This window comes from Mesorhizobium sp. WSM3859 (genome assembly GCF_002295065.1).
GTDB lineage: Bacteria > Pseudomonadota > Alphaproteobacteria > Rhizobiales > Rhizobiaceae > Mesorhizobium.
In genome coordinates this window covers 222,650-246,394 of the sequence record NZ_NSGG01000003.1, presented here as the reverse complement: position 1 = coordinate 246,394, position 23,745 = coordinate 222,650, and the positions used below count along the sequence as shown (strand labels likewise).

Genomic DNA, 23,745 nt, shown 5'->3' with positions numbered 1-23,745 from the left:
CGGCAATTCTGCGGCGGTGGCATCGGAAACGGGGCACGGATGGCTTTTCTCAGATCCTTCGGCAGGCGATCGGACGTCCTGGTCTACGATCCGCACAAGCTGTCGAGCCCGCAGGTCTTCCTGCTCACCATGATGATCTTCCTGATCATCGTCGCTTTCATCGCCGCCATCCTCACCCGCCAGATCTCCACCGCCTTCTCCAGCAATCCCGGCCTCAACGGATTGATCGTCGGCGTGCTGGGGGTCGGCATCCTGCTTGCGTTCACGCAGGTGGGACGGCTGTTTCGCGAGGTGCGCTGGGTCAACTCCTTCCGCGCCGGCTCCGAGACCACGGAGCCCGTCCTGCTGGCGCCGATGAAGGCGATGATCGGCCGCTCGTCCTCGATGGCGTTTTCGACCTCCTCGATGCGCACGATGCTTGATTCTATCGCCACCCGCCTCGACGAAAGCCGCGACACCTCGCGCTATCTGGTCGGCCTGCTTGTGTTCCTTGGCCTGCTCGGCACCTTCTGGGGCCTGCTCAACACCATCGCCTCGATCCGCGAGACGATCGAGGCGCTGGACCCCGGCACCGGCGATGCCGCGGCTGTGCTTGATGCGCTGAAGCAGGGCCTGTCTGCGCCGCTCGCCGGCATGGGCACCGCGTTTTCGTCCTCGCTGTTCGGCCTTTCCGGCTCGCTGGTCCTCGGCTTCCTCGACCTGCAGGCCGGCCGCGCCCAGACCCGCTTCTACACGGAGCTCGAAAACTGGCTGTCCTCGGTCACCGACCTGTCGTCGGACATCGTCGTTTCCGACACGGCCAAGACCGAATCCTCCGAGGACATCCGACTGCTGTCGGAGCGGCTGCGCAGCCTGCAGGAAAATGGCGGCGGCTCCAATCCGCGCGTCGCCACCGCCATGGCCAATCTTGCCGACGGCATCTCGGGGCTGGTGAAGAACATGCGCTCCGAGCAGCAGATCATGCGCGACTGGGTCGAGGCCCAGTCCGATGAGCAGAAAGCCATGCGCAACACGCTGGAAAAGATCGCCGACGCGCTGAAGAAGCAAGGGGTCCACTGACGTGGCGCTGGCAAGACGGCGCGCCGACCGCCGCATCGACTATTGGCCGGGCTTCGTCGACGCGCTGTCGACGCTGCTTCTGGCCATCATGTTCCTGCTCACCGTCTTCGTGCTGGCGCAGTTCCTGCTCAGCCGCGAGATCTCCGGCAAGGACACGGTGCTGAACCGGCTCAACTCGCAGATCAACGAGCTGACCCAGCTCTTGGCGCTGGAGCGCACCAACAGCCAGGACAAGGAAGATACGCTCTCCAACCTGCAGGCGTCGCTGTCGGCCGCGCAAGCGGAGAAGAGCCGGCTCGAACAATTGCTGGCGCAGGGAGCCGGCGCTGGCGACGCGGCCAACAAGCGGGCCGACCAGCTTTCCGGCGAGCTCAGCAACCAGCGCCAGATCAGCCAGCAGGCGCTGAGCCAGGTCGAGATCCTCAACCAGCAGATCGCAGCGTTGCGCAAGCAGATCGGCGCGCTGGAAGACGCGCTCAACGTCTCCGAACAGCGCGACCGCGACTCCAACACCAAGATCGCCGATCTCGGCCGCCGCCTGAACGTGGCGCTGGCGCAGCGCGTCCAGGAACTCAACCGCTACCGTTCCGACTTCTTCGGCCGCCTGCGCGAAATCCTCGCCGACCGCGAGAACATCCGTATCGTCGGCGACCGCTTCGTCTTCCAGTCGGAGGTGCTGTTCCCGACCGGTTCCGACGAGATCAACGATGCCGGCAAGGTGGAGATGAAGAAGCTCGCCGACGCCATCATCGAATTGCAGAAGGAAATCCCGCCGGAGATCAGCTGGGTGCTGCGCGTCGATGGCCACACCGACAACAAGCCGCTGTCCGGCACAGGCCGCTATCGCGACAATTGGGAACTGTCGACCGCGCGCGCCACCTCGGTGGTGAAGTTCCTGATCGAGAACGGCGTGCCGGCCAACCGCCTGGTCGCCGCCGGTTTCGGCGAGTTCCAGCCACTCGACCCCGCCGACACCGACGAGGCGCGCAGCAAGAACCGCCGCATTGAACTGAAGCTCACCGAACGGTGAACTATCGTCACGCCAAGTCACGGGAAGTTGTTCGTCGGCTGAATACTTAGCGCGCCAAGTTCCGGCGGCAAGACCTGAAAACATTATCTTTTTTTAATTACACATCGGCAATCGGCGCACCTAATTTGTCGCGCAGGGCCGGGGACCGCCGGCGATGCCTCCCATCGCGACGCGACGGAACCGGATGGCCCGCAAGGTCGGAAGGCTGGCGGCGCGACCGCTCCCTTCCTTGGCAGGAGGATGCGTCGCCATGCGCGCTTCAATTTCACTCAAGACTGCAACCCTCGCCGCGGCTCTGGTCGCCGCCCCGCTCGCCGGCGCCCACGCGGCCGGGCATCACAAGGGGGCGCTCGACGCGAGCGATCCAACCGATTTCACCGGCCCGCGCGTGACCAGCCTGATCGAGCAGATCCGAGGCGTGGACCAGGGCATCACGGACGCCCGCGAAGCAAACAACATCTCGGCTTCCGAAGCGCAGCAACTGCATAAACGCGCCGCGCGCATCAGCCAGGCCGCCGAGCATGTCGCGGCTTCGGATCACGGCAGGATTCCGTCCGCGCAATATCATGAGCTGCTGCGCAGGCTCGACAATGTCGACCAGAGGCTAATGAACGACACCGGCAGCGGCTTCATGATGGGCGACGGCTCCGACGGCGGAAACTATCCGAACGGCTGACGTCTTCGGAGGAACGGAAGGGACCACCTGGCGCCTCCGGGATTTGGCCCCGAGGGCGTCCTTTTTCGATCGGCGTTTCGATTACAGGCCGAACCAGAGAGCGAGGATGGCAAGCACCGCCGGCACCGTCTGGATGAAGAGGATCTTGCGGCCGACGGTCGCCGCGCCGTAGAGGCCGGCTATCGCGACGCAGAGCAGGAAGAACATCTTGATCTGAAAGCCCGCAGTGCCGAGGTAGAGACCCCAGATCAGGCCCGCGGCGAGAAAGCCGTTGTAGAGTCCCTGATTGGCGGCAAGCACCTTCGAAGCGCTGGCGAATTCAGGCGTCAGCTTGAACGCCTTGTGGCCGCTCGGCGTGTCCCACAGCACCATCTCCAGATAGACGATATAGCAATGGATCAGCGCCACCAGCCCGACCAGGATATTGCCGATCATCGTCCCCTCCAGCATTTTGTTCCCGGCATTGATCACGCCGCAGCCTCACAAGGCAAGACGGCTGGTCCCACCGCTCCCAGGCAGGGTTGCCAAGCGCGATGCCTTGGTATCTTTTCGCGCCAGCCAAATTGAAGCTGGGATCCATCATGTCCTTCCAAAAACTCGACGAACTCGGCCACAAGCTCGAAGCGCTGGAACACGCGCTGGCCATCCTCGGCGCCGACGAGGCGACCCATATGGCGGTCGGCGGCGGCGAGAAGCGCGCCGAGGCTATGTCCTCGCTTGCCGGCATGCTGCATCGCCAGGCGACCGCGCCGGAGATCGTCGACTGGATCGCCGCCGCCGAAGCCGAACCGCTCAGCGAGGAGCAGCAGGCGGCCGTCAGGGAACTGCGTCGCCAATACACCAACCTCACCTGCCTGCCGGCCGAGTTCGTCGAGCGGCAGACGGTGGCGCGCATGCGTTCCGAGCAGCTCTGGCGGAGCTTGCGCGCCAGGAACGACTGGGCGGGCTTCCTGCCGGCGCTGGAAGGCGTCGTGGCCCTGGTGCGCGAGGAAGCGGCGCTGCGCGCCGATGCGCTCGGCCTCGCCCCCTATGACGCGCTGATGGAGCAGTATGATCCCGGCAACCGCGCCGCCGACATCACGCCGGTGTTTGCCGAGCTGAAGGCCTTCCTCAAGGATTTCCTGCCGCATGCGCTGGCTGTGCAGGATGCACGGCTGGCGAAGCACCCGTTGAAGCCGCTCTCCGGCAGCTACGCCATCGAAAGGCAGCGCGAGCTCGGCCTTGCCATGATGGCGTCGGTCGGCTTCGACCTAACCCATGGCTCGCTGTCGGTGTCGCACCATCCCTTCTGCGGCGGCGTGCCGACCGATGTGCGCATCACCACCCGTTACAAGACCTCCGATTTCCTCTCGGCGCTGATGGGCGTGCTGCACGAGACCGGTCATGCGCTCTACGAGCAGAACCTGCCGAAGGCCTGGTCGCATTGGCCGCTCGGCAAGGCGCGCGGCATGGCGGTGCATGAGAGCCAGAGCCTGTTCGTCGAAAAGCAGATCGGCCGCAACCCGGCCTTCTGGCGCTGGGCGCTGCCGATGGTCGAAAGACATCTCGGCGAAGCCTGGTCGCTCGACGACATCCTGCCGCATGTCCACCATGTCGAGCGCGGCCTGATCCGCGTCGACGCCGACGAGGTCACCTATCCGCTGCATGTCATCCTGCGCTACGAGCTCGAGCAGGAACTCGTGTCCGGCCGGCTGGAAGTTGCCAACCTGCCCGAGGCATGGGACGCCAAGATGCGCGACTATCTCGGCCTCTCGACCATCGACAACCCGGCGGACGGGCCGATGCAGGACGTGCACTGGCCGGGCGCCGCCTTCGGCTATTTCCCGTCCTACACGCTGGGCGCCATGATGGCGGCGCAGCAATGGGCGGCCTTGACCAGGGAGCACCCGTCGGCCGACGAGGAGCTCGCCAAGGGCGATTTCAGCGCCATCAACGAGTGGCGTCGCGCAAGAATCTGGTCGCAGGGCTCGCGCTGGTCGACGCCGGAGCTGCTCGAGCGCGCCACCGGCGAGAAGCTGAACGCAGCCTATTTCACCGAGCATCTGCGCAAGCGCTACGGGAATTGACGCGCGGCAGTTCAGGACCAACTGGCTGCGGCGGGGCTACTCCGCCGCGCCCTTGAAGGCGCCGGCGCCCGTCTCGAACTGCAGCTTGGCGAGCCTCGCGTAAATGCCGCCCTTGGCGACGAGGCTCTGATGCGTGCCTTCCTCGACGATGCGCTCGCCCTCCATGACCAGAATGCGATCGGCCTTGAGCACGGTCGCCAGACGGTGGGCGATGACGATGGTGGTGCGGCCGCGCATCAGCCGCTCCAGCGCCCTTTGCACCAGCGTTTCGCTTTCGGCGTCGAGCGCCGAGGTCGCTTCGTCGAGCAGAAGGATCGGCGCGTCGCGCAGGATGGCGCGCGCGATCGCAATGCGCTGGCGCTGTCCGCCGGACAGCGTCACGCCGCGTTCGCCGACCTGGCTGTCATAGCCCTTGTCGAGCCTGGCGATGAATTCGTCGGCAAGCGCCGCCTTGGCCGCTGCCTCAATCTCGGCCTCGCTGGCGCCCGGCCGACCGAAGCCGATATTGTCGCGCACGCTTGCCGCAAAGACCGTGACGTCTTGCGGCACGATGGCTATGCGTTGGCGGATGGCGGCCGGATCGGCCTCGCGCAGATCGACCCCGTCGACGACGACGCGGCCGGTCTCGGGATCGTAGAAGCGCAGGATCAGCGAGAAGACGGTGCTTTTGCCGGCGCCCGAAGGCCCGACGATCGCCACCGTCTCGCCCGGCTTCACCTGGAAGCTCAGGCCGTGCACCGCGGCGCGGTCCGGCCGCGCCGGATAGGAGAAGGAGACGTCGTCGAAGCTGATCGCGCCCTTGGCCGTGGCCGGCAGCGGCTGAGGATCGACCGGCCGCTGGATCGTCGGCGTCTCGGCCAGGATCTCCGTCAGCCTCTCGGCCGCGCCCGCCGCCTGCGACAGTTCGCTCCACACCTCCGACAAGGCGCCGAGCGCGCCGGCGGCGAACACCGAATAGAGCAGGAACTGGCCGAGCGTGCCTGGCGACAGCGTGCCGGCAAGCACGTCGCGCGAGCCGAACCACAGTACCGCCACCACCGAGGAAAAGATCATGAAGATGGCGAAGAAGGTGAGGAAGGAGCGCGCGAACACCGAAGCCCGCGCCGCCTCGAAGGCGGCATCGACCGCGTCCGCGAAGCGGCCGGTGACCAGCTTCTCGTTGGTGAAGGCCTGCAGCGTGCGCACCGCGCCGATCTGCTCGCTGGCATAGGCGGTGGCTTCGGCAAGCGTGTCCTGCGCCTGCCGGGACTTGCGCCTCACCGAGCGGCCGAAGGCGACCAGCGGCAGCACGATCAGCGGAATGGCAGCGATCACCAGGGCGGAAAGTTTTGGACTGGTGACGACCATCATCGCCACCGCGCCGAGGCCGAGGATGACGTTGCGCAGCGCGACCGAAGCGGTGGCGCCGACCGCCGACTTCACCTGCGTGGTGTCGGCGGCAAGCCGCGACACGATCTCGCCCGAATGTGAGCGATCGAAGAACGCCGGTGACAGCGTCGTGACATGGGAAAAAACGTCGCGGCGGATGTCGGCCACGACCCGCTCGCCGAGCGTGATGACGAAATAGTAGCGGCTGGCCGAGGCGGCCGCGAGCAGCGCCGCCATCAAAACCAGCGCCGCGAAATATTCCGCGATGAAGGTGGAGCCCGATGCCTGGAAACCGTGGTCGATCATGCGCCGCACGGCCATCGGCAAGGCGAGCGTGGTCACCGCCGCGACGATCAGCGAGACGATGGCGCCGACCGCGAGCTTGCGGTAGCGGGTGATATAGGGGAAAAGGCTGCGGAGCGGCCGGACCGAGCGCCTGCGCCCGTCTCCACTGACACCGATATCCGCCATGAGCGTTTCCTCTGGCCGCTTGCCGGTACTGCGCTTCAATATGCGCTTGCCGCGGCCTTGTGATTCAATTCCGGCTGATGTATAGGCTCGCCGACCGTTTTAGAAGCCGTGGCTTTTCATTAGCTGCGGCTTCGAGTTTTAAAAAGGGGCGCATCGACGCAGGCCTTTGGCCCGTCACCGGCGCCGGCAAGCCAGGAAATAAGACAATGAAGGCCTCTATCCATCCCGACTACCACACCATCAAAGTCGTCATGACCGATGGCACCGAATACCTGACCCGTTCGACCTGGGGCAAGGAAGGCGACACGATGAACCTCGACATCGACCCGACCACGCACCCGGCCTGGACCGGCGGCCAGCAGACCCTGCTCGACCGCGGCGGCCGCCTGTCGAAGTTCAAGAAGCGTTTCGAAGGGTTCGGCCTCTAAGCCGGATACGGTTGCAGGATTTGAAAAACCCGCCTTCGAGGCGGGTTTTTGTTGGCTGCGCCTGCCCCTACCTCCTCCTTGTGGGGAGGTCGGACCGAGGTCCGGGTGGGGGACTGCACTGCCCCCTCCCCGCTGCTGCGCAGCGACCCTCCTCACGAGGGGGAGGGTGGGCTTCCTACGCGCCCACCAGCTCCCTCAGCGCCATGCGCTTGTAGGCCTCGACCAGCCTGTCGCCCTCTTCGCGATCGACCGAGATCGCCAGCCGCACCGCAGCCTCGCCCATCTGCCAGACCAGAAAGGCCGTCGTCTCCAATTCGAGCGGATCGGTATCGGGCCTCAGCCGCTTCAGCACAGCGACCAAAAATTCGGCATTGGCCCGGCTGTCGGCGAGCTCCAGCTCCCGCAGCGCCTTGTCGGCCTGCGTGCCTGACCAGACGTCGCGTATCACCGGCTCGGCCAGGAACAGCTGGTAGTAGATGTCGACCAGCTCCGAAAACGCCTGCTTCAGCCCTTCGGCGTCCCTGACATCGGTTAGCGCGGCCGAAATGCACGCCTGGCTTTCGGCGGTGTAGCGTTCGGCCAGCGCCCAGACGATCGCCCGCTTGTCCGGAAAGAACTGGTAGAGCGAGCCGATCGACACCCCTGCCCGCTCCGCCACCTCGCCCATCCGCATCGCATCGCTGCCCTGCTCGGCAATCAGCGCCGAGGCGGCCGCGAGCATGCGCTCGACCCGCTCGCGGCTGCGTTGCTGGCTTGGCGACCGGCGCGGCGAGCCGATGACGGCCTGATCCGGCTTGGCGGCGGTTCTCTCATCCATGGCTCTCTCCGGACGCTTTTTCCGAAACTGGCTTGACTCGCAAAATACGAGGGTTTATCACGTTTTGCAAATGTGAGGATTACTCACATTTTGAATGAAACCCAGTCTCTGGAGCAACTGAGATGATGAAACTTCTTCCCACCCTCACCTTCATCGCAGCGATCGGCTCAGGCGTGGTTGGCGGCGTGTTCTTCGCCTTTTCCAATTTCGTCATGGCAGCACTTGCCCGGCTGCCCGTCCCGAGCGGCATCGCGGCGATGAATTCGATCAACGACACGGTGATCACGCCGACCTTCATGACCGCGCTGTTCGGCACCGGCCTCATCTGCCTGGTGTTGATTGCCGCCGTTTTCTTCGGCTGGAGCCAGTCCGGGTCGTACTGGCTGCTTGCCGGCGCCGTGATCTATTTCGTCGGCAATCCGCTCGTGACCATGGTCTTCAACGTGCCGCTCAACGACGCGCTCGCTGCTGTCGATCCTGAGAGCGCCAGCGGCGCCGCCGTGTGGGCGAACCATCTCAGCCAATGGGTGATGTGGAACCACGTCCGCACCGTCACCGCCATCGTATCGATGGCCTGCTTCATCTTGGCATTGATCTGAGGATGAGCAGCCAGCAAATGCGAAAGACCCGGCCTCAGGCGGGGTCCTTGGTCTTGTGTCCCTTGCGATCCGAGTGCCCCAGATCTCGCTCCGGATCAATGACATCGCGGACCAGCTGCTTGAGCTTTGCCGCATCCGGGAAACCACCGTCCCGCTTACGGTCCCACACAAGCACCTCGTTGCAGGAGATCGTAAAAATGCCGCCGGTGCCCGGCACCAGCGTGACTTCGCCGAGATCGGTGCCAAACGTCGAAAGCAGCTCCTGCGCCATCCATCCGGCGCGCAGCAGCCACTGGCATTGCGTGCAGTAGGTGATGCGGATGACGGGAAGCGGCTTCTCGCTCATCTGGAACCGGGCAGCCGATCAGGCCGCGCTGAGCTTGGCCATGGTCTCGTCATCGACCTCGAAATTGGCGTAGACGCTCTGCACGTCGTCATCATCCTCGAGGGTGGCGACCAGCTTCATCAGCGACTGCGCACGTTCTTCGTCGACCGGGACGTTGTTCTGCGGCTGCCAGATCGGCTTCACCGATTCCGCCTCGCCTAGCGCAGCTTCGAGGGACTTCGACACTTCGCCCATATTTTCGAAGCTGCAATAGATGGTGTGGCCTTCCTCATCGGACTCGACATCCTCGGCGCCGGCCTCGATCGCGGCTTCCATCACCTTGTCGGCGCTGCCGGCCGAAGCCGGATAGTAGATTTCGCCGACGCGGTTCCACATGAAGGACACCGAGCCGGTTTCGCCGAGCGCCCCGCCGGCCTTGGTGAAGGCGGCGCGCACATTGGAGGCGGAGCGGTTGCGGTTGTCGGTCAGCGCCTCGACGATCAGCGCCACGCCGCCCGGGCCATAACCCTCGTAACGCACGGCTTCGTAGTTTTCGCCGTCGCCCGCGGAAGCCTTGTTGATGGCGCGCTGGATGTTGTCCTTCGGCATCGACACCGCCTTGGCGTTCTGCACCGCAAGGCGCAGGCGCGGATTCATCGCCGGGTCCGGCGTGCCGGTCTTGGCGGCGACGGTGATTTCGCGCGCCAGCTTGGAAAACATTTTCGACCGCACCGCGTCCTGACGGCCCTTGCGGTGCATGATGTTCTTAAACTGCGAATGGCCAGCCATGGCACCCCTGTCGTGTTCGGCTAGAGCATCTTGAAGCGAGGTGTCGTCACCGCGTCTTCGGCAGAATGCTCGAATTCAATTTCAGAACGCTCCAGGCATGCCTGCGAAGGCATGCGGCGCTCTTTGTCGGAATGGCCGGCTTATAGATAAATCGGCTCAATTCGTCCAGACGCACCGTTATGGCTGGACTGAGGCGCCGGCTTCGCGGCACAAACTCACCCCTCGAGATCGGACTTCAGCCGGTCGAGGATGCTGATGGCGTGGCCGGCATACTGGCTGATCCAGCGATCGTGGATCTGCTTGATCGGCAGTGCGTTGAGATGGTTCCAGCGCTCGCGCCCCTCGCGCTTCGCAACAACCAGGTCCGCGTCCTCCAGCACTTTCAGGTGCATCATCACCGTACAGCGGTCCATGTCCGGAAAAGCCTCGCACAGCATCCCGGTGGTTTGCGGCTGATCCTTCAGGCGATCCAGCAATTCGCGACGGCGCGGATGCGCTAACGCCTTGAAAACATGGTCGTCCGTGGTTTGACTTGACATGTTATATTTCTATAACATATTGTTTTGACGAGCAAGGAAGGAGCTGTGGATATGTCCCTCGGATTCAGGATTTCCGGACGCATTGGCAAATCGGTCGCCGAGGTCTTCGACGCGGTGGTCAATCCGACGAAGCTCAGCGGCTACTTCACCACCATCGGCGGCGCCTCGGCTCCGCTTGTGGCGGGCACCACCGTCACCTGGTGGAAGTCCGTGCCGGTCGAGGTCGACGAGGTGACCAAGGACAAGCGCATCGTGCTGCGCTGGGACGCGACCGACGCCGAGGGCAAGCCCGCCTACAAGACCCGCATCGAGATGAATTTCGAGCCATTGGAGGACGGTGGCACCTTCGTCAACATCGCCGAGCAGGGCTGGCAAGAAGGCGAGGTCGGCCTGAAGAAATCCTACCTCAACTGCGAAGGCTGGTCGCAGATGCTGGCCTGCATGAAGGCCTATCTCGAATACGGCATCAATCTGCGCGACGGCTATTATCGCAGCGAGTTGCGCGGCGAGCCGGCCAACGAGACCAACATCTGAGTCCGACTTCAAGTCCCGATCACCCGGCAGAAGGAGGCCGCCCGATGACGAAAGCAACACCATTCCTGATGTTCGAGGGAACGGCCGAAGAGGCCATGACCCTCTATTGCGGGACCATTCCCGATAGCCAGGTCCTCGACGTCACGCGCTACGGCTCGGGCGAGGACGGGGCGGACGGAACGCTCAAGCTGGCGCGCGCTTTGATCGGAGGCGTCGAGGTCAGGATCTACAACAGCCCAGTGCACCACGCCTTCACCTTCACGCCGTCCTTCTCCTTCTTCGTCGACTGCTCGTCCGAGCAGGAACTGGAGCGGATCGTTGGCGTTCTCTCCAAGGACGGCGGCTTCCTGATGCCGACCGGCAACTACGGCTTCAGCCGCCGCTTCGCCTGGCTCAACGACCGCTTCGGCGTCTCCTGGCAAATCAATCTGCCTTGAAACAGGGCAATTCCAGGGGAGGGCGCGCAGCGTTTTCCCCTGGAATTGCGAACCACAAATGCCTCAAGGCAAGCTGGCAACTAAGGAGGAGAACCGTGGAACTCAAGCAAGCTCCAACTGCCGAAACCGCCATGCTGATCCGCCGGCCGGTGGCCGAAGTCTTCGAGGCGATCGTCGATCCGGCGGTCACCACGAAATTCTGGTTCACGCATTCCAGCGGCCGGCTGGACGAGGGCAAGCCGGTCGAGTGGGAGTGGCGAATGTATGGCGTCTCGACCAGGGTCGAGGTCAGCGAGATCGTCCCCCGCGAAAGGATCGTCATGCGCTGGAACGACCCGCCGACCACCGTCGTCTGGACCTTCACTGATATGTCTGGCGGTACGACCTTTCTCGAAGTCCGCAACTTCGGCTTCGTCGGCCCAGGCGACGAGCAGGTCAAGCAGGCCGTCGATTCGACCGGCGGCTTCTCGCTGGTGCTGGCCGGCGCCAAGGCGTGGCTGGAACAAGGCCTGACGCTCGGCCTGGTCGGCGACCGTCACCCGAAGGGCCTAAAATGAATTCGTCATGCTAGGGCGGAGCAAGGAGCGAAGCGACGCGCGCAGACCCTAGCATCCATGCCGTGACGCTGACGTTCCGCCGCATCTCAGGATGAGACACCTAAATCCCGACAGATGTCCCCAGCCGTTGCTCAATTCTGCTCCGCTGCATTCTTCGGCGTGGGTAACGGCATGGATTCCAGGGTCTGCGCTCCGCTTCGCGTCGCTCCGCCCTGGAATGACGAAGGGTATGCCAGTCTCAGTGCCCGTCGCTCGCTCCCTGCTTCTTGCGATTCCGTGCCAGCATGTTGAGGCCCTCGACCAGCGCCGAAAAGCCCATCGCCGCGTAGATGTAGCCCTTGGGCACATGGTAACCCATACCGTCGGCGATCAGCGTCATGCCGATCATCAGAAGAAAGCCCAGCGCCAGCATGACGATGGAGGGGTTCCTGGCGATGAAATTGGCGAGCGGCGTCGCCGCCAGCATCATCACGCTCACCGCCACGATTACCGCGATATACATGATGGCGATCTCGTCGGTCATGCCGACAGCGGTGATGATGGAATCGATCGAGAAGACGAGGTCGAGCAGCAGGATCTGGAAGATGGCGCCGGCAAGGCTCATCTGCAGCGTACCCACCATCGTGTCCTGATGATCCTGGGGGTCGACCGTGTGATGGATTTCCTTGGTCGCCTTCCACACCAGGAACAGGCCGCCGGCGATCAGGATCAGGTCGCGCCAGGAAAAGCCGTGCCCCAACGCCGTGAACACCGGCGTCGTCAGCTGCACGATGATCGAGATGGTGGCGAGCAGGACAAGGCGCATGACCAGCGCCGCCGAGATGCCCAGCCGGCGGGCCCGGGCGCGCTGCGATTCCGGCAGCTTGTTGGTGAGGATCGAGATGAAGATCAGATTGTCGATGCCGAGCACGATCTCGAGCACCACCAGTGTCAAAAGCGCGATCCATGCGGTCGGATCGGAAACAAAGGCAAAGCGCGGCGCCAGGAATTCGACAAGCTGCATGGAGGTCGTCCCCTCTACGATCTAGAGCAGTTTCGTCGCCAGTTAGGCACTGACCTCGCCTATATCAATGTCAGGACCAGAAAGACGGCGCCGTTTCTTCCAGCCGCGGCCCGCGACGAAACGGCGCGATTTTTTCGGCAAGTCCGGTGCGATCGGAAATATCGACACCAACCCCGCAGAGCGTCGCCGGTCCAGTCGCCGCCTCGAAGCGGCCTTTCGGCACCTTGGAAAGAAACCGATTGAGCGGCTCTTCCTTGTCCATGCCGAGCGAGGAATCGTAGTCGCCGCACATGCCGGCATCCGAAATATAGGCGGTACCGCCATTGAGGATCTGATGGTCGGCTGTCGGCTGGTGCGTATGCGTTCCGACCACGAGGCTGGCGCGGCCGTCGACGAAATGCGCGAAGCACATTTTCTCCGACGTCGCCTCGGCATGGAAATCGACGATCGCCGCATCGGCCTGCTCGCCGAGCGGACAGGCGGCGAGCTCACGCTCGCCGGCCTGGAACGGGTCGTCGAGCTCCGGGTGCATGAAGACGCGGCCCATGATGTTGGCGACCAGCACGCGCGCGCCGTTGCGGGCGATGTAGACGCCCGAGCCGCGCCCCGGCGTGCCTTTGGGAAAATTGGAAGGCCGCAGGAATCGCTCCTCGCGCGGCGCGAAGATCAGCGCGTCGCGCTGGTCCCAGACATGGTTGCCTGTGGTAACGACATCAGCGCCCGCCGCGAGCGTCTCGCGAAAGATCTCCTCGGTGATGCCGAAGCCGCCGGCGGCGTTCTCGCCATTGACGATGACGAAGTCGAGCTTGAAGTCGGAAATCAGCCCCGGCAGCTGTTCCCAAACCGCCGTGCGCCCTGTTTTGCCAACCATGTCGCCAAGGAAGAGAAGTCTCATGCGGCGCTACGCGTACCGAGCGCCCGCGACACCGTTTCCGGCTCCTTGGCGATAACCTGTAAATAGGCCTGCGCCGCCTGGTCCGGCTCGGTCCTGCCCTGCTCCCAGTCTCTAAGCGTGCCGAGCGGAATGCGATAGCGGACGGAAAATTCCTCCTGGGTAAGATGCAAAGCCCGACGGATCACCTTGACGCGCGCGACAGATGTTACTCCCGGCCGATCCGTGTCGAGCGGAGGATTGTCCTTGTCCGCCAAGGCGCCAACCTCCGCCTCAGCGTCGCTCATGGCGCGCAGACGGCTCCAATCGGTGCCGGATTCAGTCTTGGCGTGCTTGGTCATATGCTTTCTGCTCATGGCGCGTCGCCTTTCTGGCGGAGATCAGTCTTATTCGGTCGCCGCGCTCGGTGTAAACCACTGTCAGCACCAATCCATTGACGATACCGATGCCGATGAAGCGCTCCTCTTCGTAGTCCATCGAGCGATCCGAATAATGCAGTGCATGGATGTCGTCGAACAGCCGTTTGGCATCCGCAAACGCCACACCATGCTTGGTAAGATTGCTCGCGGCTTTCTCGTCATCCCACTCGAACTCAAGCATTGTTGCCTACTGGAATTCAGTAGTATTCGCCAGTTGGGCACGAACGTCAAGCCGTGGCACGGCGTCCTCGCAGCCAGAAGAACCAGACATAGAAAGCGCTGAACCCGCCCGTGGCGGCAAGCAGCAGCAGCCCGCCGCGCCAGCCTTTCATCGCGGCGGTGTCGAGGTTCGAGGGATCGGCGGGGTCGTAGTAGAACTCTACCCTGTCGCCTTTGGCCGCCTTGTAGAGCCCGATGTCCTTGTCCTTGCCGGACCATGTCATCGGCGCGTCGTTGGCGACATAGCTGACGGCGACATTGATGCCGTCCGTGGTGAGACCGTTCGCCCGCGTTTCGCTGTAGGGGCTGACATCCGTCACGGTGGCGACGGTGTGTTGCCAGGCGGCTTGGTGATGCAAGCTTGTGCCGATGATGTGTGCTCCCATCGCAAAGAGCACTGCGGCGATCAGGGCGAAAGGCATCAGAAAGTAACGTGCGAAGATAAACACCACGACCCCCGTCGGCTCGGACTATATTACACGAATATCACCCGACGGTTCTTTGAAACGCGTTAAGCAGATCGCGATATTTTAAGCGATATCGAAGCGCCTCAGCCCGCTTTCGGTCAGTATTTCCGGCATGACGACGTCATGGTTCTCTTCCGGCACCCGCTCGACTTCCTGGCAGTCGAAGGCGATGCCGATCAGCCTCGGCGTGATGCCCTTTTCGGCCAGCCTGGCGATCGCCCGGTCGTAGTAGCCGGCGCCGTAGCCGATGCGGTGGCCGCGGGCGTCGAAGGCGGCGAGCGGCACCAGCATGAGCGTCGGATCGAGCACTTCCGCCTCTTCATGCGGGCCGATCGTGCCGAAGCCCATTTCGACCATCGGCGCGCCGCGCACCAGCTCGCGGAAGACGATCGTGGTCTTATCGAGGATCGCCGGCAGGCAGAGCCTGGCGCCCTTCTCGCGCAGCGCGAACATCAACGGCCGCACATCGACCTCCGAGCGCATCGGCCAGAAACCGGAGACGATCCTGCCGGGCTCGAAGTCGATTTTTTCCTTCGCGGTCTCGGCCATCTCAAGCGCGATCTCCACGCGCCAGAATTCGTCGAGCGCATCGCGGCGCGCTAGCGCTTCCTTGCGAAGCTGTTTTTTGAGGTCTTTGGAAGGTGACATGCGTCGACGCTAGAAAAGGTCAGATTTGGATGGAGTTTTAGGAGCGACGTTTTGGAGGAGCGGAGCGAACTTTTTTGTTCGTGAGCACCGCACAAAGCGGCGCGACGACAAAATCCGCCAAATATGGCCTTTTCGGGTAAAGTGACGATCCACACAACCGGTGGAAAGGTCGATCCCGGGTGCCTACAAAGTAGGTGGGCGCCGTGTGAGAAAACCCACGGGTCTTCTCAGGGACAGCTCCCTAAGGATCGATAAGGCCCCGGGGATAAGTTTCTCCTGCCGGGAAGCGCAGACCGCCAGCAGCGAATATAGGCCGGTGGGTGGCCGAGCGCTAGAGAAACGGATGGGCGTTTGAGCGTTATTTGCTTGGTCGGCTATCGCCAAGGCGGACCACTTTGGCTTCGAAGCTTGCACCCATGCGCATGGCTCCTTACGGTCGCCGCAACATAGCCAGGAGAAGAAATGCGTTTCGAAGGCACAGCGGCTTATGTCGCCGACAAGAATCTGATGGTCGCGGTCAACGCCGCGATCGCCCTGGAGCGGCCCTTGCTGGTCAAGGGCGAGCCCGGCACCGGCAAGACCGAGCTCGCCCGCCAGGTGGCCTCGGCGCTCGGACTCGATTTCATCGAATGGAACGTCAAATCGACCACGAAGGCGCAACAGGGCCTTTACGAATATGACGCCGTGTCGCGGCTGCGCGACAGCCAGCTCGGCGACGAGCGCTTCAACGACATCGCCAACTACATCAAGCGCGGCAAGCTGTGGGATGCCTTCGCGGCGCGAAAGAAGGTCGTGCTCTTGATCGACGAGATCGACAAGGCCGACATCGAATTCCCGAACGACCTCCTGCAGGAACTCGATCGGATGGAGTTCTTCGTCTACGAGACGGGCGAGACGATCCGCGCCGAGTTTAGGCCGATCGTGATCATTACCTCGAACAATGAGAAGGAACTGCCGGACGCTTTCCTGCGCCGCTGCTTCTTCCACTATATCCGCTTCCCCGACATCGACACGCTGCACCGCATCGTCGAGGTGCATTACCCCGGCATCAAGCAGAACCTGGTGAGGGCGGCCCTCACCCAGTTCTACGAAATCCGCGACGTGCCGGGGCTGAAGAAGAAGCCGTCGACCTCCGAGGCCCTAGACTGGATCCGCCTGCTGGTCGCCGACGATATCACGCCCGAAGATTTGCGCGCCGACCCGAAGAACATGCTGCCCAAGTTGCATGGCGCGTTGCTTAAGAACGAGCAGGACGTGCATCTGTTCGAGCGCTTGGCCTTCATGGCCAGGCGGCAGGGTTAAGCCGGCAGCAATAGCGCTTTTCCCGTCTGTGGACCGTGGCCGGCAAGCGACCGCTGCCGCAGCTTCGGGTGCAAATGTTGGAGGAGAGAAATGTCCGAGATCACCATCCGCCCGCTCGCGCAGTCCGATCACGCCGAATGGCGCCGGCTTTGGACCGACTATCTGACCTTCTACGAGACGAAGCTCCCGGAAGAGGTCTACGCCATCACCTGGAAGCGGCTGTTCACGGAGGGCGAGTTCGAGCCGAAGGGATTTATCGCCACACTGGACGGCAAGGCTGTCGGCCTAACCCATTACCTCTATCACCGTTCCTGCTGGTCGCTGGTCAACAACTGCTATTTGCAGGACCTGTTCGCCGACCCGGACGTGCGCGGCAAAGGCGTGGGCGCGGCGCTGATCAAAGCGGTGCAGGACGAAGCCGGCAAGATCGGCGTCAAGAACGTCTACTGGATGACGCACGAGACCAACGCCACGGCGCGCCGGCTCTACGACCATGTGGCAAGGCGGACGGGCTTCATCGAGTACGATTTGCTATAAGGGACTGATGTTCATCCCCTTCTTCCTGGAACTGAAGGCCGCGCGGGTTCCCGTATCGCTCCGGGAATATCTGTCGCTGCTGGAAGGGCTGGAAGCTGGGCTCGTCGACTATGACGTCGAGGCTTTCTACTACCTCGCGCGCTCGGCCCTGGTGAAGGACGAGCGCCATATCGACCGTTTCGACCAGGTGTTTGCGCATGTCTTCAAGGGCGTCGAGGCGCTCGGCGGACCCGATGCCGTCGATGTCGCCAACATCCCGGAGGAATGGCTGCGCCGGCTGGCCGAAAAGCACCTGACCGAGGAAGAAAAGAAGCTTGTCGAGGCTTTGGGCGGTTTCGACAAACTGATGGAGACCTTGAAGCAGCGGCTCGAGGAACAAAAGGGCCGCCACCAGGGGGGCTCGAAATGGATCGGCACCGGCGGCACCTCGCCCTTCGGCGCCTATGGTTACAACCCCGAAGGCGTGCGCATCGGCCAGCACGAGAGCCACCACCGCCGCGCCGTGAAGGTTTGGGACAAGCGCGAATTCAGGAATTTCGACGACACCGTCGAGCTCGGCACCCGCAACATCAAGGTCGCGCTGAAGCGGCTACGCCGCTGGGTGCGCGAGGGCGCCGAGGAGGAGTTCGACCTGCCCGGTACCATCCACGCCACCGCCGAGCATGGCTATCTCGACGTCAAAACGCGGCCCGAGCGGCGCAACGCCGTGAAGCTCCTGATGTTCTTCGATGTCGGCGGCTCGATGGATGACCATATCCGCGGCGTCGAGGAGCTGTTCTCGGCCGCGCGCGCCGAGTTCCGCCAGCTCGAATATTTCTACTTCCACAACTGCCTCTACGAGCGCGTGTGGAAGGACAATCGCCGGCGCCTGGCCGCGACGATCCCGACCTTCGACCTCATCCACAAATACGGACCTGACTATAAGGTGATCGTCGTTGGCGACGCCTCGATGAGCCCTTACGAGATCGCGCATCCGGGCGGCTCGGTCGAGCACTGGAACCCGGAGGCCGGCAGCGTGTGGCTGGCGCGGCTCTTGCAGCAATGGCCGAACGCGATCTGGCTGAACCCGGAAGCCGAGAAGAACTGGCGCTACACCCACTCTATCGCCATGATCAGCGAGATCTTCGGCGGCCGCATGTTCCCACTGACATTGGCCGGTCTTGAGGCGGCGACGAGGCAGCTGTCGCGCAAGCACTGATCTGGTGGGTGCAACGTTGAAATTCAGGTCAGGCCGAGTCGAAAATGGTGGCATCCGAGAACCGGAGCGGAGCGTACTTAAAGTACGTGAGCACCGGAAGCGCAGGATGCCGGCATTTGCAGACCGGCCTCACCTGAATATATCTGTAACAAACGCCTATGTTCCGACGAATACCCATCGCAAGCAACAACGAGCCGCCAAGGCCGAGGAGATTTCATGGACACCCACGTCTATCCCGTCACCCGCACCGATGCCGAGTGGCGCGCCCGGCTGACGCCGGAGCAGTATGCCGTCATGCGCAATCACGGCACCGAGCGCCCCGGCAGTTGCGCGCTGCTCTACGAGAAGCGCGCCGGCACCTTCCATTGCGTCGGCTGCGACCAGCCGCTGTTCGAATCCAAGCTGAAGTTCGAGAGCGGCACCGGCTGGCCGAGCTTCAACGATCCCGTTCCGGGCTCGATCGAGAACACCGTCGACCGCAGCTACGGCATGGTCCGCACCGAGTGCCATTGCTCGCGCTGCGGCAGCCATCTCGGCCATGTCTTCGAGGATGGCCCGCCGCCGACCGGCCTGCGCTATTGCATCAACGGCGTGGCGTTGCGCTTCGAGCCGTCGGCCTGACCTGTCCCGGATCGTGACTTCGCAAAGGGCGGCTTCGGCCGCCCTTTTCATATGGAGCAGCAAAAGTGTGACGCGGCTCAGGCGACCGCTGTTGCAATCAACCAAAGCGCCGAGCCCAGCATCATCAGCTGCGCCTTCAACCCGCCGCTCTTCTCCGCCGTTCGCCAGACGGCGATCGTCAGGAAGATGTTGTAGGGAACAGGCAGGAAATGCACCGCAAGCACCAGCCAGAGCGGCAGCTTCAATCCAAGCAGGATCAGCGCCAGTGCCGAAGAAGCGACGCTCAAGATCGTCCCGACCAGCAGCATGTCGCGCCAGAACAGCCGGTCGAGCGGCGCTTCACCCCTCCAGCGCGTACGGAAAAAGCCCGTCATCGCCGGCGACCTATCTCCGCCCCAGGACTTCGGTCACGGCTTCTTCGAAGCGTGAGCATTCCCTCACCAGCCAGTCGGTCATGGCCGGCCAGTTGTCCTCGGCGTAGCAGTTCACATGCCAAAGTGAATTGATGCCAAGAGCTTGCGCGCTCTGCTCGGGCTTGAGCTTCAGCCTGGCTTCGATCGCCGGCTGGAACGGTTTCAGCCGCGACCATGACTCCGTTGCGCCGAACTTCTCATTGCGGCCGAAGAAGACGCCGACATGGTTCTGCGCCGGCGCGACATACATCGAAAGCACCAGGGCGAAATCCGGCAACCCGCGCTGCCAAAACCAAGGCCCGCGTCGCGCCATCCTTGGCCTTTCCTCCGGATGCCGTTCAGCGAACAGCGCCCAGAAGCCGCGATGGCGGAACTCCGAGGCACGGCGGCCGCCGAAGTCGAATTCGGTCATGACCGGCTCCCGGCCATGAGGCTTACACCATGCCGAGAGCGGCCTTGTAGAGATCGAGGATGGACTCCTCCTCCTGGCGCTCCGCCTGGTCCTTCTTGCGCAGCCGCACGATGGTGCGGATCGCCTTGGTGTCGAAGCCGGTGCCCTTGGCCTCGGCATAGACGTCCTTGATGTCGTCGGAGATCGTCTTCTTCTCTTCCTCGAGTCGCTCGATGCGCTCGATGATGGTGCGCAGCTGGCCGGCGGCTACAGTCTGGCTGGTCTCGGTGATTTCGTCGGCCATTTTTCTCTCCGCGTCTTCTGGAGCCGAGGCGATTCCCGCCACGGCGAATTGGAGCGGGTTCCCTGCCCGAGCGGGCGCGGCGGGTCAAGACACTTGTCGAGCGGCTGTGGACGGCTGCTGTCAGCCGCCCGCCAGGCATGACGATCCGACCGTCACTTAAAGGCTATGAGCAAATCCTTCGCATCGATCTGGTCGCCGGCCTTGACCAGCACCTCGGCGATCTCGCCGTCGCGTTCGGCATGAAGCGCGGTTTCCATCTTCATCGCCTCGATCGACAAGAGCACGTCGCCTGACTTGACCGCCTGTCCAGGCGCCACGGCAAGCGCCGACACGACGCCCGGCATCGGCGCGCCGACATGCCCCTCATTGCCGGGCTCGGCCTTGCGGCGCGCCTTGGCGGCGGAAGCGCCATGCGCCCGGTCCGGCACCTTGATGCGGCGCGGCTGGCCGTTGAGCTCGAAGAAGACCGTGACCATGCCCTTGTCGTCGACATCGCCGAACGCCTGGCAACGCACCACCAGGGTCTTGCCCTTCTCGATGTCGAGGAAGATCTCGTCTTCCGACTTCATGCCGTAGAAATAGGTCGGCGTCGGCAGCACGCTTACCGGCCCGTAGGTCTCCTGCGCGGCGGCGAAATCGGTGAACACCTTCGGGTACATCAGCCACGACGCGAACTCGTACTCCGAGAGCTTGCGCTCGAGTTTCGTCTCGATGTCCTTGCGGCTGGCCTTGAGGTCGGCGGGTTTCAACAGCGAGCCGGGCCTGACCGTGATCGGCTTGCCCCCCTTCAGCGCCTTCTTCTGCAGTGCCGCCGGCCAGCCGCCGGGCGACTGGCCGAGATCGCCGCGCAGCATGGACACGACCGAATCCGGGAAGGCGATGTCCTTGGCCGGGTTCTCGACATCGGCGACGGTGAGGTCCTGGCTGACCATCATCAGCGCCATGTCGCCGACCACCTTGGACGACGGCGTCACCTTGACGATGTCGCCGAACATCAGGTTGACGTCGTGATAGGCCTGCGCGACCTCATGCCAGCGCGTCTCCAGCCCGAGCGAGCGGGCCTGCTCCTTGAGGTTGGTGAACTGGCCGCCCGGCATCTCGTGCAGATAGACTTCCGAGGCCGGCCCCTTGAGATCGCTCTCGAAGGCCGCGTACTGGTTGCGTACCGCCTCCCAGTAGAAGGAGATGTGGCGGATCCATTGCGGATCGAGGCCCGGGTCGCGCTCGGTGCCCTTCAGCGCCTCGACGATCGAGCCGAGGCAGGGCTGCGAGGTGTTGCCGGAGAAGGAATCCATCGCCGCATCGATGGCGTCGGCGCCGCTCTCCACCGCCGCAAGCACCGTCGCCGCCGAGAGGCCCGACGTGTCGTGCGTGTGGAAATGGATCGGCAGGTCGGTCGCTTCGCGCAGCGCCTTGAACAGCACGCGCGCCGCGGCGGGCTTCAGCAGCCCGGCCATGTCCTTGACGGCGATGATGTGGGCGCCGGCCGCTTCCAGCTCCTTGGCCAGCCCGACATAATATTTGAGGTCGTATTTGGCGCGCACCGGATCGAGGATGTCGCCGGTGTAGCATATCGCCGCTTCGACTAGCTTGCCCTCGGCGCCGACCGCGTCCATGGCGACGCGCATGTTCTCGACCCAGTTCAGGCAGTCGAAGACGCGGAACAGGTCGACGCCGCCGCTTGCCGCCTGCTTGACGAAATGCTGGACGACATTGTCGGGATAGTTGGTGTAACCGACGCCGTTGGCACCGCGCAAAAGCATCTGCAAGAGAAGATTGGGCGCCGCCTCGCGCACCTTGCTCAGCCGCTCCCACGGATCCTCGGTGAGGAAGCGCATCGCGACGTCGAACGTCGCGCCACCCCAGCATTCCAGCGACAAGAGTTGCGGCAGGGCCCGCGCATAGGTGCCGGCGATGCCGACGATGTCATAGGTGCGCATGCGCGTGGCGAGCAGCGACTGGTGGCCGTCGCGCATCGTCGTGTCGGTGACCAGCACCTGGCGCTGCTCGCGCATCCAGGCCGCGAATTTCTCCGGGCCGAGCGCATCGAGCCTCTGCTTGCTGCCGTCCGGGATATGGCCGTTGAGATAGGGCACGACAGGTGCGGCCGCATTCGCCTTCGGCACCGGCCGGCCGCGAGTCTCGGGGTGGCCGTTGACGCTGACATCGGCCAGATAGGTGAGCAGCTTGGTGGCACGATCCTGCCGCTTCACCTGCTCGAACAGTTCCGGCGTCGTGTCGATGAACTTGGTCGTATAGGAATTGTCGGCGAAGCGCGGGTGGTTGATGATCGCTTCGAGGAAGGTGAGGTTGGTGGCCACACCCCGGATGCGGAACTCGCGCAAGGCCCGGTTCATGCGCGAGATCGCTTCGCCCGGCGTCGGCGCCCAGGCCGTCACCTTCTCGAGCAGCGGATCGTAGAACCGGGTGATGACCGCGCCCGAATAAGCGGTGCCGCCGTCGAGCCGGATGCCGAAGCCGGCCGCCTCGCGATAGGCGGTGATACGGCCGTAGTCCGGGATGAAATTGTGCTCCGGATCCTCGGTGGTGATACGGCACTGCAGCGCGTGGCCGTTGAGCCTGATGTCCTTCTGCGCCGGCACGCCCGATTGCTTGGTGCCGATGGCGAAGCCGTCGAGGATATGGATCTGCGCCTTGACGATATCGATGCCGGTCACCTGCTCTGTGACGGTGTGCTCGACCTGGATGCGCGGATTGACCTCGATGAAGTAGAACTTGCCGGTGTCGGCATCCTGCAGGAACTCGACCGTGCCGGCGCCGATATAGCTGGTCTCGCGCGCGATCTTGAGCGCATAGCCGCACAGCTCCTGACGCAGCTCTTCGCTGAGATAGGGCGCTGGCGCGCGCTCCACGACCTTCTGGTTGCGGCGCTGGATCGAGCAGTCGCGCTCGAACAGGTGCACCGCATTGCCATGGGTGTCGCCCAGCACCTGCACCTCGACATGGCGGGCGCGTTCGATCAGCTTTTCGAGATAGACCTCGTCCTTGCCGAAGGCGGCCTTGGCCTCGCGCTTGCCTTCCATCACCTCGCGCGCCAGATCTGCCTCGGCACGGATTGCGCGCATGCCGCGGCCACCGCCGCCCCATGAGGCCTTGAGCATCACCGGATAGCCGATCCGCGCGGCGAGTTTCTTGACCTCGTCCATGTCGTCGGGCAGCGGATCGGTTGCCGGCACGACCGGCACGCCGACCTCGATCGCGAGATTGCGCGCGGCGACCTTGTTGCCCAGCCGGCGCATCGTTTCCGGCTTCGGCCCGATGAAGGTGATGCCGGCTTCGGCGCAGGCTTCGGCGAATTCCGGGCTTTCCGACAGCAGGCCGTAACCGGGATGGATGGCGTCGGCGCCCGACAGCCTGGCGACCCGGATCACCTCCTCGATCGACAGGTAGCTCTCGATCGGGCCCATGTCCTTGGCGAGATGCGGCCCGCGCCCAACCTGGTAGCTTTCATCGGCCTTGAAGCGGTGCAACGAATATTTGTCCTCTTCCGCCCAGATCGCCACGGTTTTGAGACCGAGCTCATTGGCCGCGCGGAACACGCGAATGGCGATTTCGGACCGGTTGGCGACGAGGATCTTCGTGATTGCCAAGGACTGGGCTCCAGCATGCGTAAAG

29 protein-coding genes and 1 other RNA gene are annotated in these 23,745 nt (G+C 63.6%); 13 read left to right on the top strand and 17 right to left on the bottom strand.

The genetic code is table 11. The features are described 5' to 3' along the window. Window positions 1-39: 39 nt before the first annotated feature. The 3 genes from CK230_RS08065 to CK230_RS08055 all read left to right on the top strand — a co-directional run bounded on the left by CK230_RS08065 (window position 40) and on the right by CK230_RS08055 (window position 2,765). Window positions 40-1,059, top strand: coding sequence for a MotA/TolQ/ExbB proton channel family protein (locus tag CK230_RS08065; RefSeq protein ID WP_095816664.1), 1,020 nt, complete (start codon window positions 40-42; stop codon window positions 1,057-1,059). A gap of 1 nt (window position 1,060) precedes the next feature. Further along, complete coding sequence (locus tag CK230_RS08060; protein WP_095816663.1) at window positions 1,061-2,089, top strand: peptidoglycan -binding protein; 1,029 nt, start codon at window positions 1,061-1,063, stop codon at window positions 2,087-2,089. Window positions 2,090-2,339: 250 nt separating this feature from the next. Further along, window positions 2,340-2,765, top strand: a complete 426-nt coding sequence (locus CK230_RS08055; protein ID WP_095816975.1) for a hypothetical protein — start codon at window positions 2,340-2,342, stop codon at window positions 2,763-2,765. Window positions 2,766-2,846: 81 nt separating this feature from the next. On the opposite strand, the gene CK230_RS08050 is transcribed toward CK230_RS08055, so the two are convergent. Continuing rightward, complete coding sequence (locus tag CK230_RS08050; protein ID WP_095816974.1) at window positions 2,847-3,200, bottom strand: DUF1304 domain-containing protein; 354 nt, start codon at window positions 3,198-3,200, stop codon at window positions 2,847-2,849. Window positions 3,201-3,346: 146 nt separating this feature from the next. Here CK230_RS08050 and CK230_RS08045 point away from each other — a divergent pair, with 146 nt between their 5' ends. Beyond that, on the top strand, window positions 3,347-4,831 hold the full coding sequence (locus CK230_RS08045; RefSeq protein ID WP_095816973.1) for a carboxypeptidase M32: 1,485 nt from the start codon (window positions 3,347-3,349) through the stop codon (window positions 4,829-4,831). 36 nt (window positions 4,832-4,867) lie between these two features. On the opposite strand, the gene CK230_RS08040 is transcribed toward CK230_RS08045, so the two are convergent. Beyond that, entirely contained in the window at window positions 4,868-6,670 is a 1,803-nt protein-coding gene (locus tag CK230_RS08040; RefSeq protein WP_095816662.1) for an ABC transporter transmembrane domain-containing protein, read from the bottom strand. Window positions 6,671-6,876: 206 nt separating this feature from the next. Here CK230_RS08040 and rpmE point away from each other — a divergent pair, with 206 nt between their 5' ends. Beyond that, window positions 6,877-7,098: a 50S ribosomal protein L31 gene (gene rpmE, locus CK230_RS08035; RefSeq protein ID WP_095816661.1), complete on the top strand. Its 222-nt coding sequence runs from the start codon at window positions 6,877-6,879 to the stop codon at window positions 7,096-7,098. A gap of 175 nt (window positions 7,099-7,273) precedes the next feature. Here the strand turns inward: rpmE and CK230_RS08030 are convergent, their stop codons facing one another. Beyond that, on the bottom strand, window positions 7,274-7,915 hold the full coding sequence (locus CK230_RS08030; RefSeq protein ID WP_095816660.1) for a TetR/AcrR family transcriptional regulator: 642 nt from the start codon (window positions 7,913-7,915) through the stop codon (window positions 7,274-7,276). A 122-nt stretch (window positions 7,916-8,037) separates the two neighbouring features. On the opposite strand from CK230_RS08030, the gene CK230_RS08025 reads away from it, so the two are divergent. Continuing rightward, complete coding sequence (locus tag CK230_RS08025) at window positions 8,038-8,514, top strand: DUF1772 domain-containing protein (protein ID WP_095816659.1); 477 nt, start codon at window positions 8,038-8,040, stop codon at window positions 8,512-8,514. Between the two features lie 34 nt (window positions 8,515-8,548). Here CK230_RS08025 and CK230_RS08020 read toward each other — a convergent pair whose 3' ends face one another. The 3 genes from CK230_RS08020 to CK230_RS08010 all read right to left on the bottom strand — a co-directional run bounded on the left by CK230_RS08020 (window position 8,549) and on the right by CK230_RS08010 (window position 10,167). Continuing rightward, window positions 8,549-8,860, bottom strand: a complete 312-nt coding sequence (locus tag CK230_RS08020) for a SelT/SelW/SelH family protein (RefSeq protein ID WP_095816658.1) — start codon at window positions 8,858-8,860, stop codon at window positions 8,549-8,551. 18 nt (window positions 8,861-8,878) lie between these two features. Next, window positions 8,879-9,628 carry a YebC/PmpR family DNA-binding transcriptional regulator gene (locus CK230_RS08015; protein ID WP_095816657.1) on the bottom strand — a complete coding sequence of 250 codons (750 nt, stop codon included), beginning with the start codon at window positions 9,626-9,628 and terminating at the stop codon, window positions 8,879-8,881. 215 nt (window positions 9,629-9,843) lie between these two features. Continuing rightward, window positions 9,844-10,167, bottom strand: a complete 324-nt coding sequence (locus CK230_RS08010) for a helix-turn-helix domain-containing protein (protein ID WP_095816656.1) — start codon at window positions 10,165-10,167, stop codon at window positions 9,844-9,846. Between the two features lie 51 nt (window positions 10,168-10,218). Here CK230_RS08010 and CK230_RS08005 point away from each other — a divergent pair, with 51 nt between their 5' ends. From CK230_RS08005 to CK230_RS07995, 3 genes are all read left to right on the top strand, one after another. Further along, complete coding sequence (locus CK230_RS08005) at window positions 10,219-10,701, top strand: SRPBCC domain-containing protein (RefSeq protein ID WP_095816655.1); 483 nt, start codon at window positions 10,219-10,221, stop codon at window positions 10,699-10,701. Between the two features lie 44 nt (window positions 10,702-10,745). Further along, a complete protein-coding gene (locus tag CK230_RS08000; protein ID WP_095816654.1) occupies window positions 10,746-11,138 on the top strand; it encodes a VOC family protein in 393 nt (130 codons plus the stop codon). A 95-nt stretch (window positions 11,139-11,233) separates the two neighbouring features. Beyond that, complete coding sequence (locus CK230_RS07995) at window positions 11,234-11,695, top strand: SRPBCC family protein (protein ID WP_095816653.1); 462 nt, start codon at window positions 11,234-11,236, stop codon at window positions 11,693-11,695. 238 nt (window positions 11,696-11,933) lie between these two features. On the opposite strand, the gene CK230_RS07990 is transcribed toward CK230_RS07995, so the two are convergent. The 7 genes from CK230_RS07990 to ssrS form a co-directional block, all read right to left on the bottom strand. Further along, entirely contained in the window at window positions 11,934-12,698 is a 765-nt protein-coding gene (locus tag CK230_RS07990; protein ID WP_095816652.1) for a TerC family protein, read from the bottom strand. A gap of 70 nt (window positions 12,699-12,768) precedes the next feature. Then, entirely contained in the window at window positions 12,769-13,593 is an 825-nt protein-coding gene (locus CK230_RS07985; protein ID WP_095816651.1) for a YmdB family metallophosphoesterase, read from the bottom strand. Beyond that, window positions 13,590-13,946: a helix-turn-helix domain-containing protein gene (locus CK230_RS07980; protein ID WP_245429854.1), complete on the bottom strand. Its 357-nt coding sequence runs from the start codon at window positions 13,944-13,946 to the stop codon at window positions 13,590-13,592. The genes CK230_RS07985 and CK230_RS07980 overlap by 4 nt, the downstream gene beginning before the upstream one ends. Next, the gene (locus tag CK230_RS07975) at window positions 13,909-14,190 is read right to left on the bottom strand and encodes a BrnT family toxin (protein WP_095816650.1); all 282 of its coding nucleotides are present in this window, start codon (window positions 14,188-14,190) and stop codon (window positions 13,909-13,911) included. Before CK230_RS07975 ends, CK230_RS07980 begins: the two co-directional genes overlap by 38 nt. 46 nt (window positions 14,191-14,236) lie before the next feature. Then, a complete protein-coding gene (locus CK230_RS07970) occupies window positions 14,237-14,677 on the bottom strand; it encodes a DUF3592 domain-containing protein (protein WP_141246007.1) in 441 nt (146 codons plus the stop codon). Between the two features lie 81 nt (window positions 14,678-14,758). Then, a complete protein-coding gene (locus CK230_RS07965; RefSeq protein WP_095816648.1) occupies window positions 14,759-15,343 on the bottom strand; it encodes a 5-formyltetrahydrofolate cyclo-ligase in 585 nt (194 codons plus the stop codon). A gap of 142 nt (window positions 15,344-15,485) precedes the next feature. Continuing rightward, window positions 15,486-15,641: non-coding RNA, 6S RNA (gene ssrS / locus CK230_RS07960), on the bottom strand. 164 nt (window positions 15,642-15,805) lie between these two features. On the opposite strand from ssrS, the gene CK230_RS07955 reads away from it, so the two are divergent. The 4 genes from CK230_RS07955 (at window position 15,806) to msrB (ending at window position 19,001) form a co-directional block, all read left to right on the top strand. Beyond that, window positions 15,806-16,645, top strand: a complete 840-nt coding sequence (locus CK230_RS07955) for a MoxR family ATPase (RefSeq protein WP_095816647.1) — start codon at window positions 15,806-15,808, stop codon at window positions 16,643-16,645. A gap of 90 nt (window positions 16,646-16,735) precedes the next feature. Continuing rightward, window positions 16,736-17,182 carry a GNAT family N-acetyltransferase gene (locus tag CK230_RS07950; RefSeq protein WP_095816646.1) on the top strand — a complete coding sequence of 149 codons (447 nt, stop codon included), beginning with the start codon at window positions 16,736-16,738 and terminating at the stop codon, window positions 17,180-17,182. A gap of 7 nt (window positions 17,183-17,189) precedes the next feature. After that, window positions 17,190-18,380 (top strand): VWA domain-containing protein, encoded by a 1,191-nt coding sequence (locus CK230_RS07945; RefSeq protein ID WP_095816645.1) that lies wholly within the window; start codon window positions 17,190-17,192, stop codon window positions 18,378-18,380. Window positions 18,381-18,596: 216 nt separating this feature from the next. Then, window positions 18,597-19,001 carry a peptide-methionine (R)-S-oxide reductase MsrB gene (msrB, locus tag CK230_RS07940; RefSeq protein WP_095816644.1) on the top strand — a complete coding sequence of 135 codons (405 nt, stop codon included), beginning with the start codon at window positions 18,597-18,599 and terminating at the stop codon, window positions 18,999-19,001. Between the two features lie 77 nt (window positions 19,002-19,078). On the opposite strand, the gene CK230_RS07935 is transcribed toward msrB, so the two are convergent. From CK230_RS07935 to pyc, 4 genes are all read right to left on the bottom strand, one after another. Further along, window positions 19,079-19,375: a hypothetical protein gene (locus CK230_RS07935; RefSeq protein ID WP_095816643.1), complete on the bottom strand. Its 297-nt coding sequence runs from the start codon at window positions 19,373-19,375 to the stop codon at window positions 19,079-19,081. Window positions 19,376-19,385: 10 nt separating this feature from the next. After that, on the bottom strand, window positions 19,386-19,826 hold the full coding sequence (locus CK230_RS07930) for a hypothetical protein (RefSeq protein WP_095816642.1): 441 nt from the start codon (window positions 19,824-19,826) through the stop codon (window positions 19,386-19,388). Window positions 19,827-19,848: 22 nt separating this feature from the next. After that, window positions 19,849-20,109: a DUF2312 domain-containing protein gene (locus tag CK230_RS07925; RefSeq protein ID WP_040991643.1), complete on the bottom strand. Its 261-nt coding sequence runs from the start codon at window positions 20,107-20,109 to the stop codon at window positions 19,849-19,851. A 152-nt stretch (window positions 20,110-20,261) separates the two neighbouring features. After that, on the bottom strand, window positions 20,262-23,720 hold the full coding sequence (gene pyc, locus CK230_RS07920; protein ID WP_095816641.1) for a pyruvate carboxylase: 3,459 nt from the start codon (window positions 23,718-23,720) through the stop codon (window positions 20,262-20,264). Window positions 23,721-23,745: the final 25 nt, after the last annotated feature.

What these genes read in the sequence shown, in the direction of transcription:
- CK230_RS07930 (WP_095816642.1), bottom strand. Translation starts at nt 19,826, where the DNA reads ATGACCGAATTCGACTTCGGCGGCCGCCGTGCCTCGGAGTTCCGCCAT.
- CK230_RS07925 (WP_040991643.1), bottom strand. Translation starts at nt 20,109, where the DNA reads ATGGCCGACGAAATCACCGAGACCAGCCAGACTGTAGCCGCCGGCCAG.
- CK230_RS08005 (WP_095816655.1), top strand. Translation starts at nt 10,219, where the DNA reads ATGTCCCTCGGATTCAGGATTTCCGGACGCATTGGCAAATCGGTCGCC.
- msrB (WP_095816644.1), top strand. Translation starts at nt 18,597, where the DNA reads ATGGACACCCACGTCTATCCCGTCACCCGCACCGATGCCGAGTGGCGC.
- CK230_RS07985 (WP_095816651.1), bottom strand. Translation starts at nt 13,593, where the DNA reads ATGAGACTTCTCTTCCTTGGCGACATGGTTGGCAAAACAGGGCGCACG.
- CK230_RS07950 (WP_095816646.1), top strand. Translation starts at nt 16,736, where the DNA reads ATGTCCGAGATCACCATCCGCCCGCTCGCGCAGTCCGATCACGCCGAA.
- CK230_RS07955 (WP_095816647.1), top strand. Translation starts at nt 15,806, where the DNA reads ATGCGTTTCGAAGGCACAGCGGCTTATGTCGCCGACAAGAATCTGATG.
- CK230_RS07990 (WP_095816652.1), bottom strand. Translation starts at nt 12,698, where the DNA reads ATGCAGCTTGTCGAATTCCTGGCGCCGCGCTTTGCCTTTGTTTCCGAT.
- CK230_RS08040 (WP_095816662.1), bottom strand. Translation starts at nt 6,670, where the DNA reads ATGGCGGATATCGGTGTCAGTGGAGACGGGCGCAGGCGCTCGGTCCGG.
- CK230_RS08055 (WP_095816975.1), top strand. Translation starts at nt 2,340, where the DNA reads ATGCGCGCTTCAATTTCACTCAAGACTGCAACCCTCGCCGCGGCTCTG.
- CK230_RS07980 (WP_245429854.1), bottom strand. Translation starts at nt 13,946, where the DNA reads ATGAGCAGAAAGCATATGACCAAGCACGCCAAGACTGAATCCGGCACC.
- CK230_RS08015 (WP_095816657.1), bottom strand. Translation starts at nt 9,628, where the DNA reads ATGGCTGGCCATTCGCAGTTTAAGAACATCATGCACCGCAAGGGCCGT.
- CK230_RS07935 (WP_095816643.1), bottom strand. Translation starts at nt 19,375, where the DNA reads ATGACGGGCTTTTTCCGTACGCGCTGGAGGGGTGAAGCGCCGCTCGAC.
- CK230_RS08000 (WP_095816654.1), top strand. Translation starts at nt 10,746, where the DNA reads ATGACGAAAGCAACACCATTCCTGATGTTCGAGGGAACGGCCGAAGAG.
- CK230_RS08025 (WP_095816659.1), top strand. Translation starts at nt 8,038, where the DNA reads ATGATGAAACTTCTTCCCACCCTCACCTTCATCGCAGCGATCGGCTCA.
- CK230_RS07945 (WP_095816645.1), top strand. Translation starts at nt 17,190, where the DNA reads ATGTTCATCCCCTTCTTCCTGGAACTGAAGGCCGCGCGGGTTCCCGTA.
- CK230_RS07975 (WP_095816650.1), bottom strand. Translation starts at nt 14,190, where the DNA reads ATGCTTGAGTTCGAGTGGGATGACGAGAAAGCCGCGAGCAATCTTACC.
- CK230_RS07965 (WP_095816648.1), bottom strand. Translation starts at nt 15,343, where the DNA reads ATGTCACCTTCCAAAGACCTCAAAAAACAGCTTCGCAAGGAAGCGCTA.
- CK230_RS08020 (WP_095816658.1), bottom strand. Translation starts at nt 8,860, where the DNA reads ATGAGCGAGAAGCCGCTTCCCGTCATCCGCATCACCTACTGCACGCAA.
- CK230_RS08050 (WP_095816974.1), bottom strand. Translation starts at nt 3,200, where the DNA reads ATGATCGGCAATATCCTGGTCGGGCTGGTGGCGCTGATCCATTGCTAT.
- CK230_RS08065 (WP_095816664.1), top strand. Translation starts at nt 40, where the DNA reads ATGGCTTTTCTCAGATCCTTCGGCAGGCGATCGGACGTCCTGGTCTAC.
- CK230_RS08010 (WP_095816656.1), bottom strand. Translation starts at nt 10,167, where the DNA reads ATGTCAAGTCAAACCACGGACGACCATGTTTTCAAGGCGTTAGCGCAT.
- CK230_RS08030 (WP_095816660.1), bottom strand. Translation starts at nt 7,915, where the DNA reads ATGGATGAGAGAACCGCCGCCAAGCCGGATCAGGCCGTCATCGGCTCG.
- CK230_RS08045 (WP_095816973.1), top strand. Translation starts at nt 3,347, where the DNA reads ATGTCCTTCCAAAAACTCGACGAACTCGGCCACAAGCTCGAAGCGCTG.
- rpmE (WP_095816661.1), top strand. Translation starts at nt 6,877, where the DNA reads ATGAAGGCCTCTATCCATCCCGACTACCACACCATCAAAGTCGTCATG.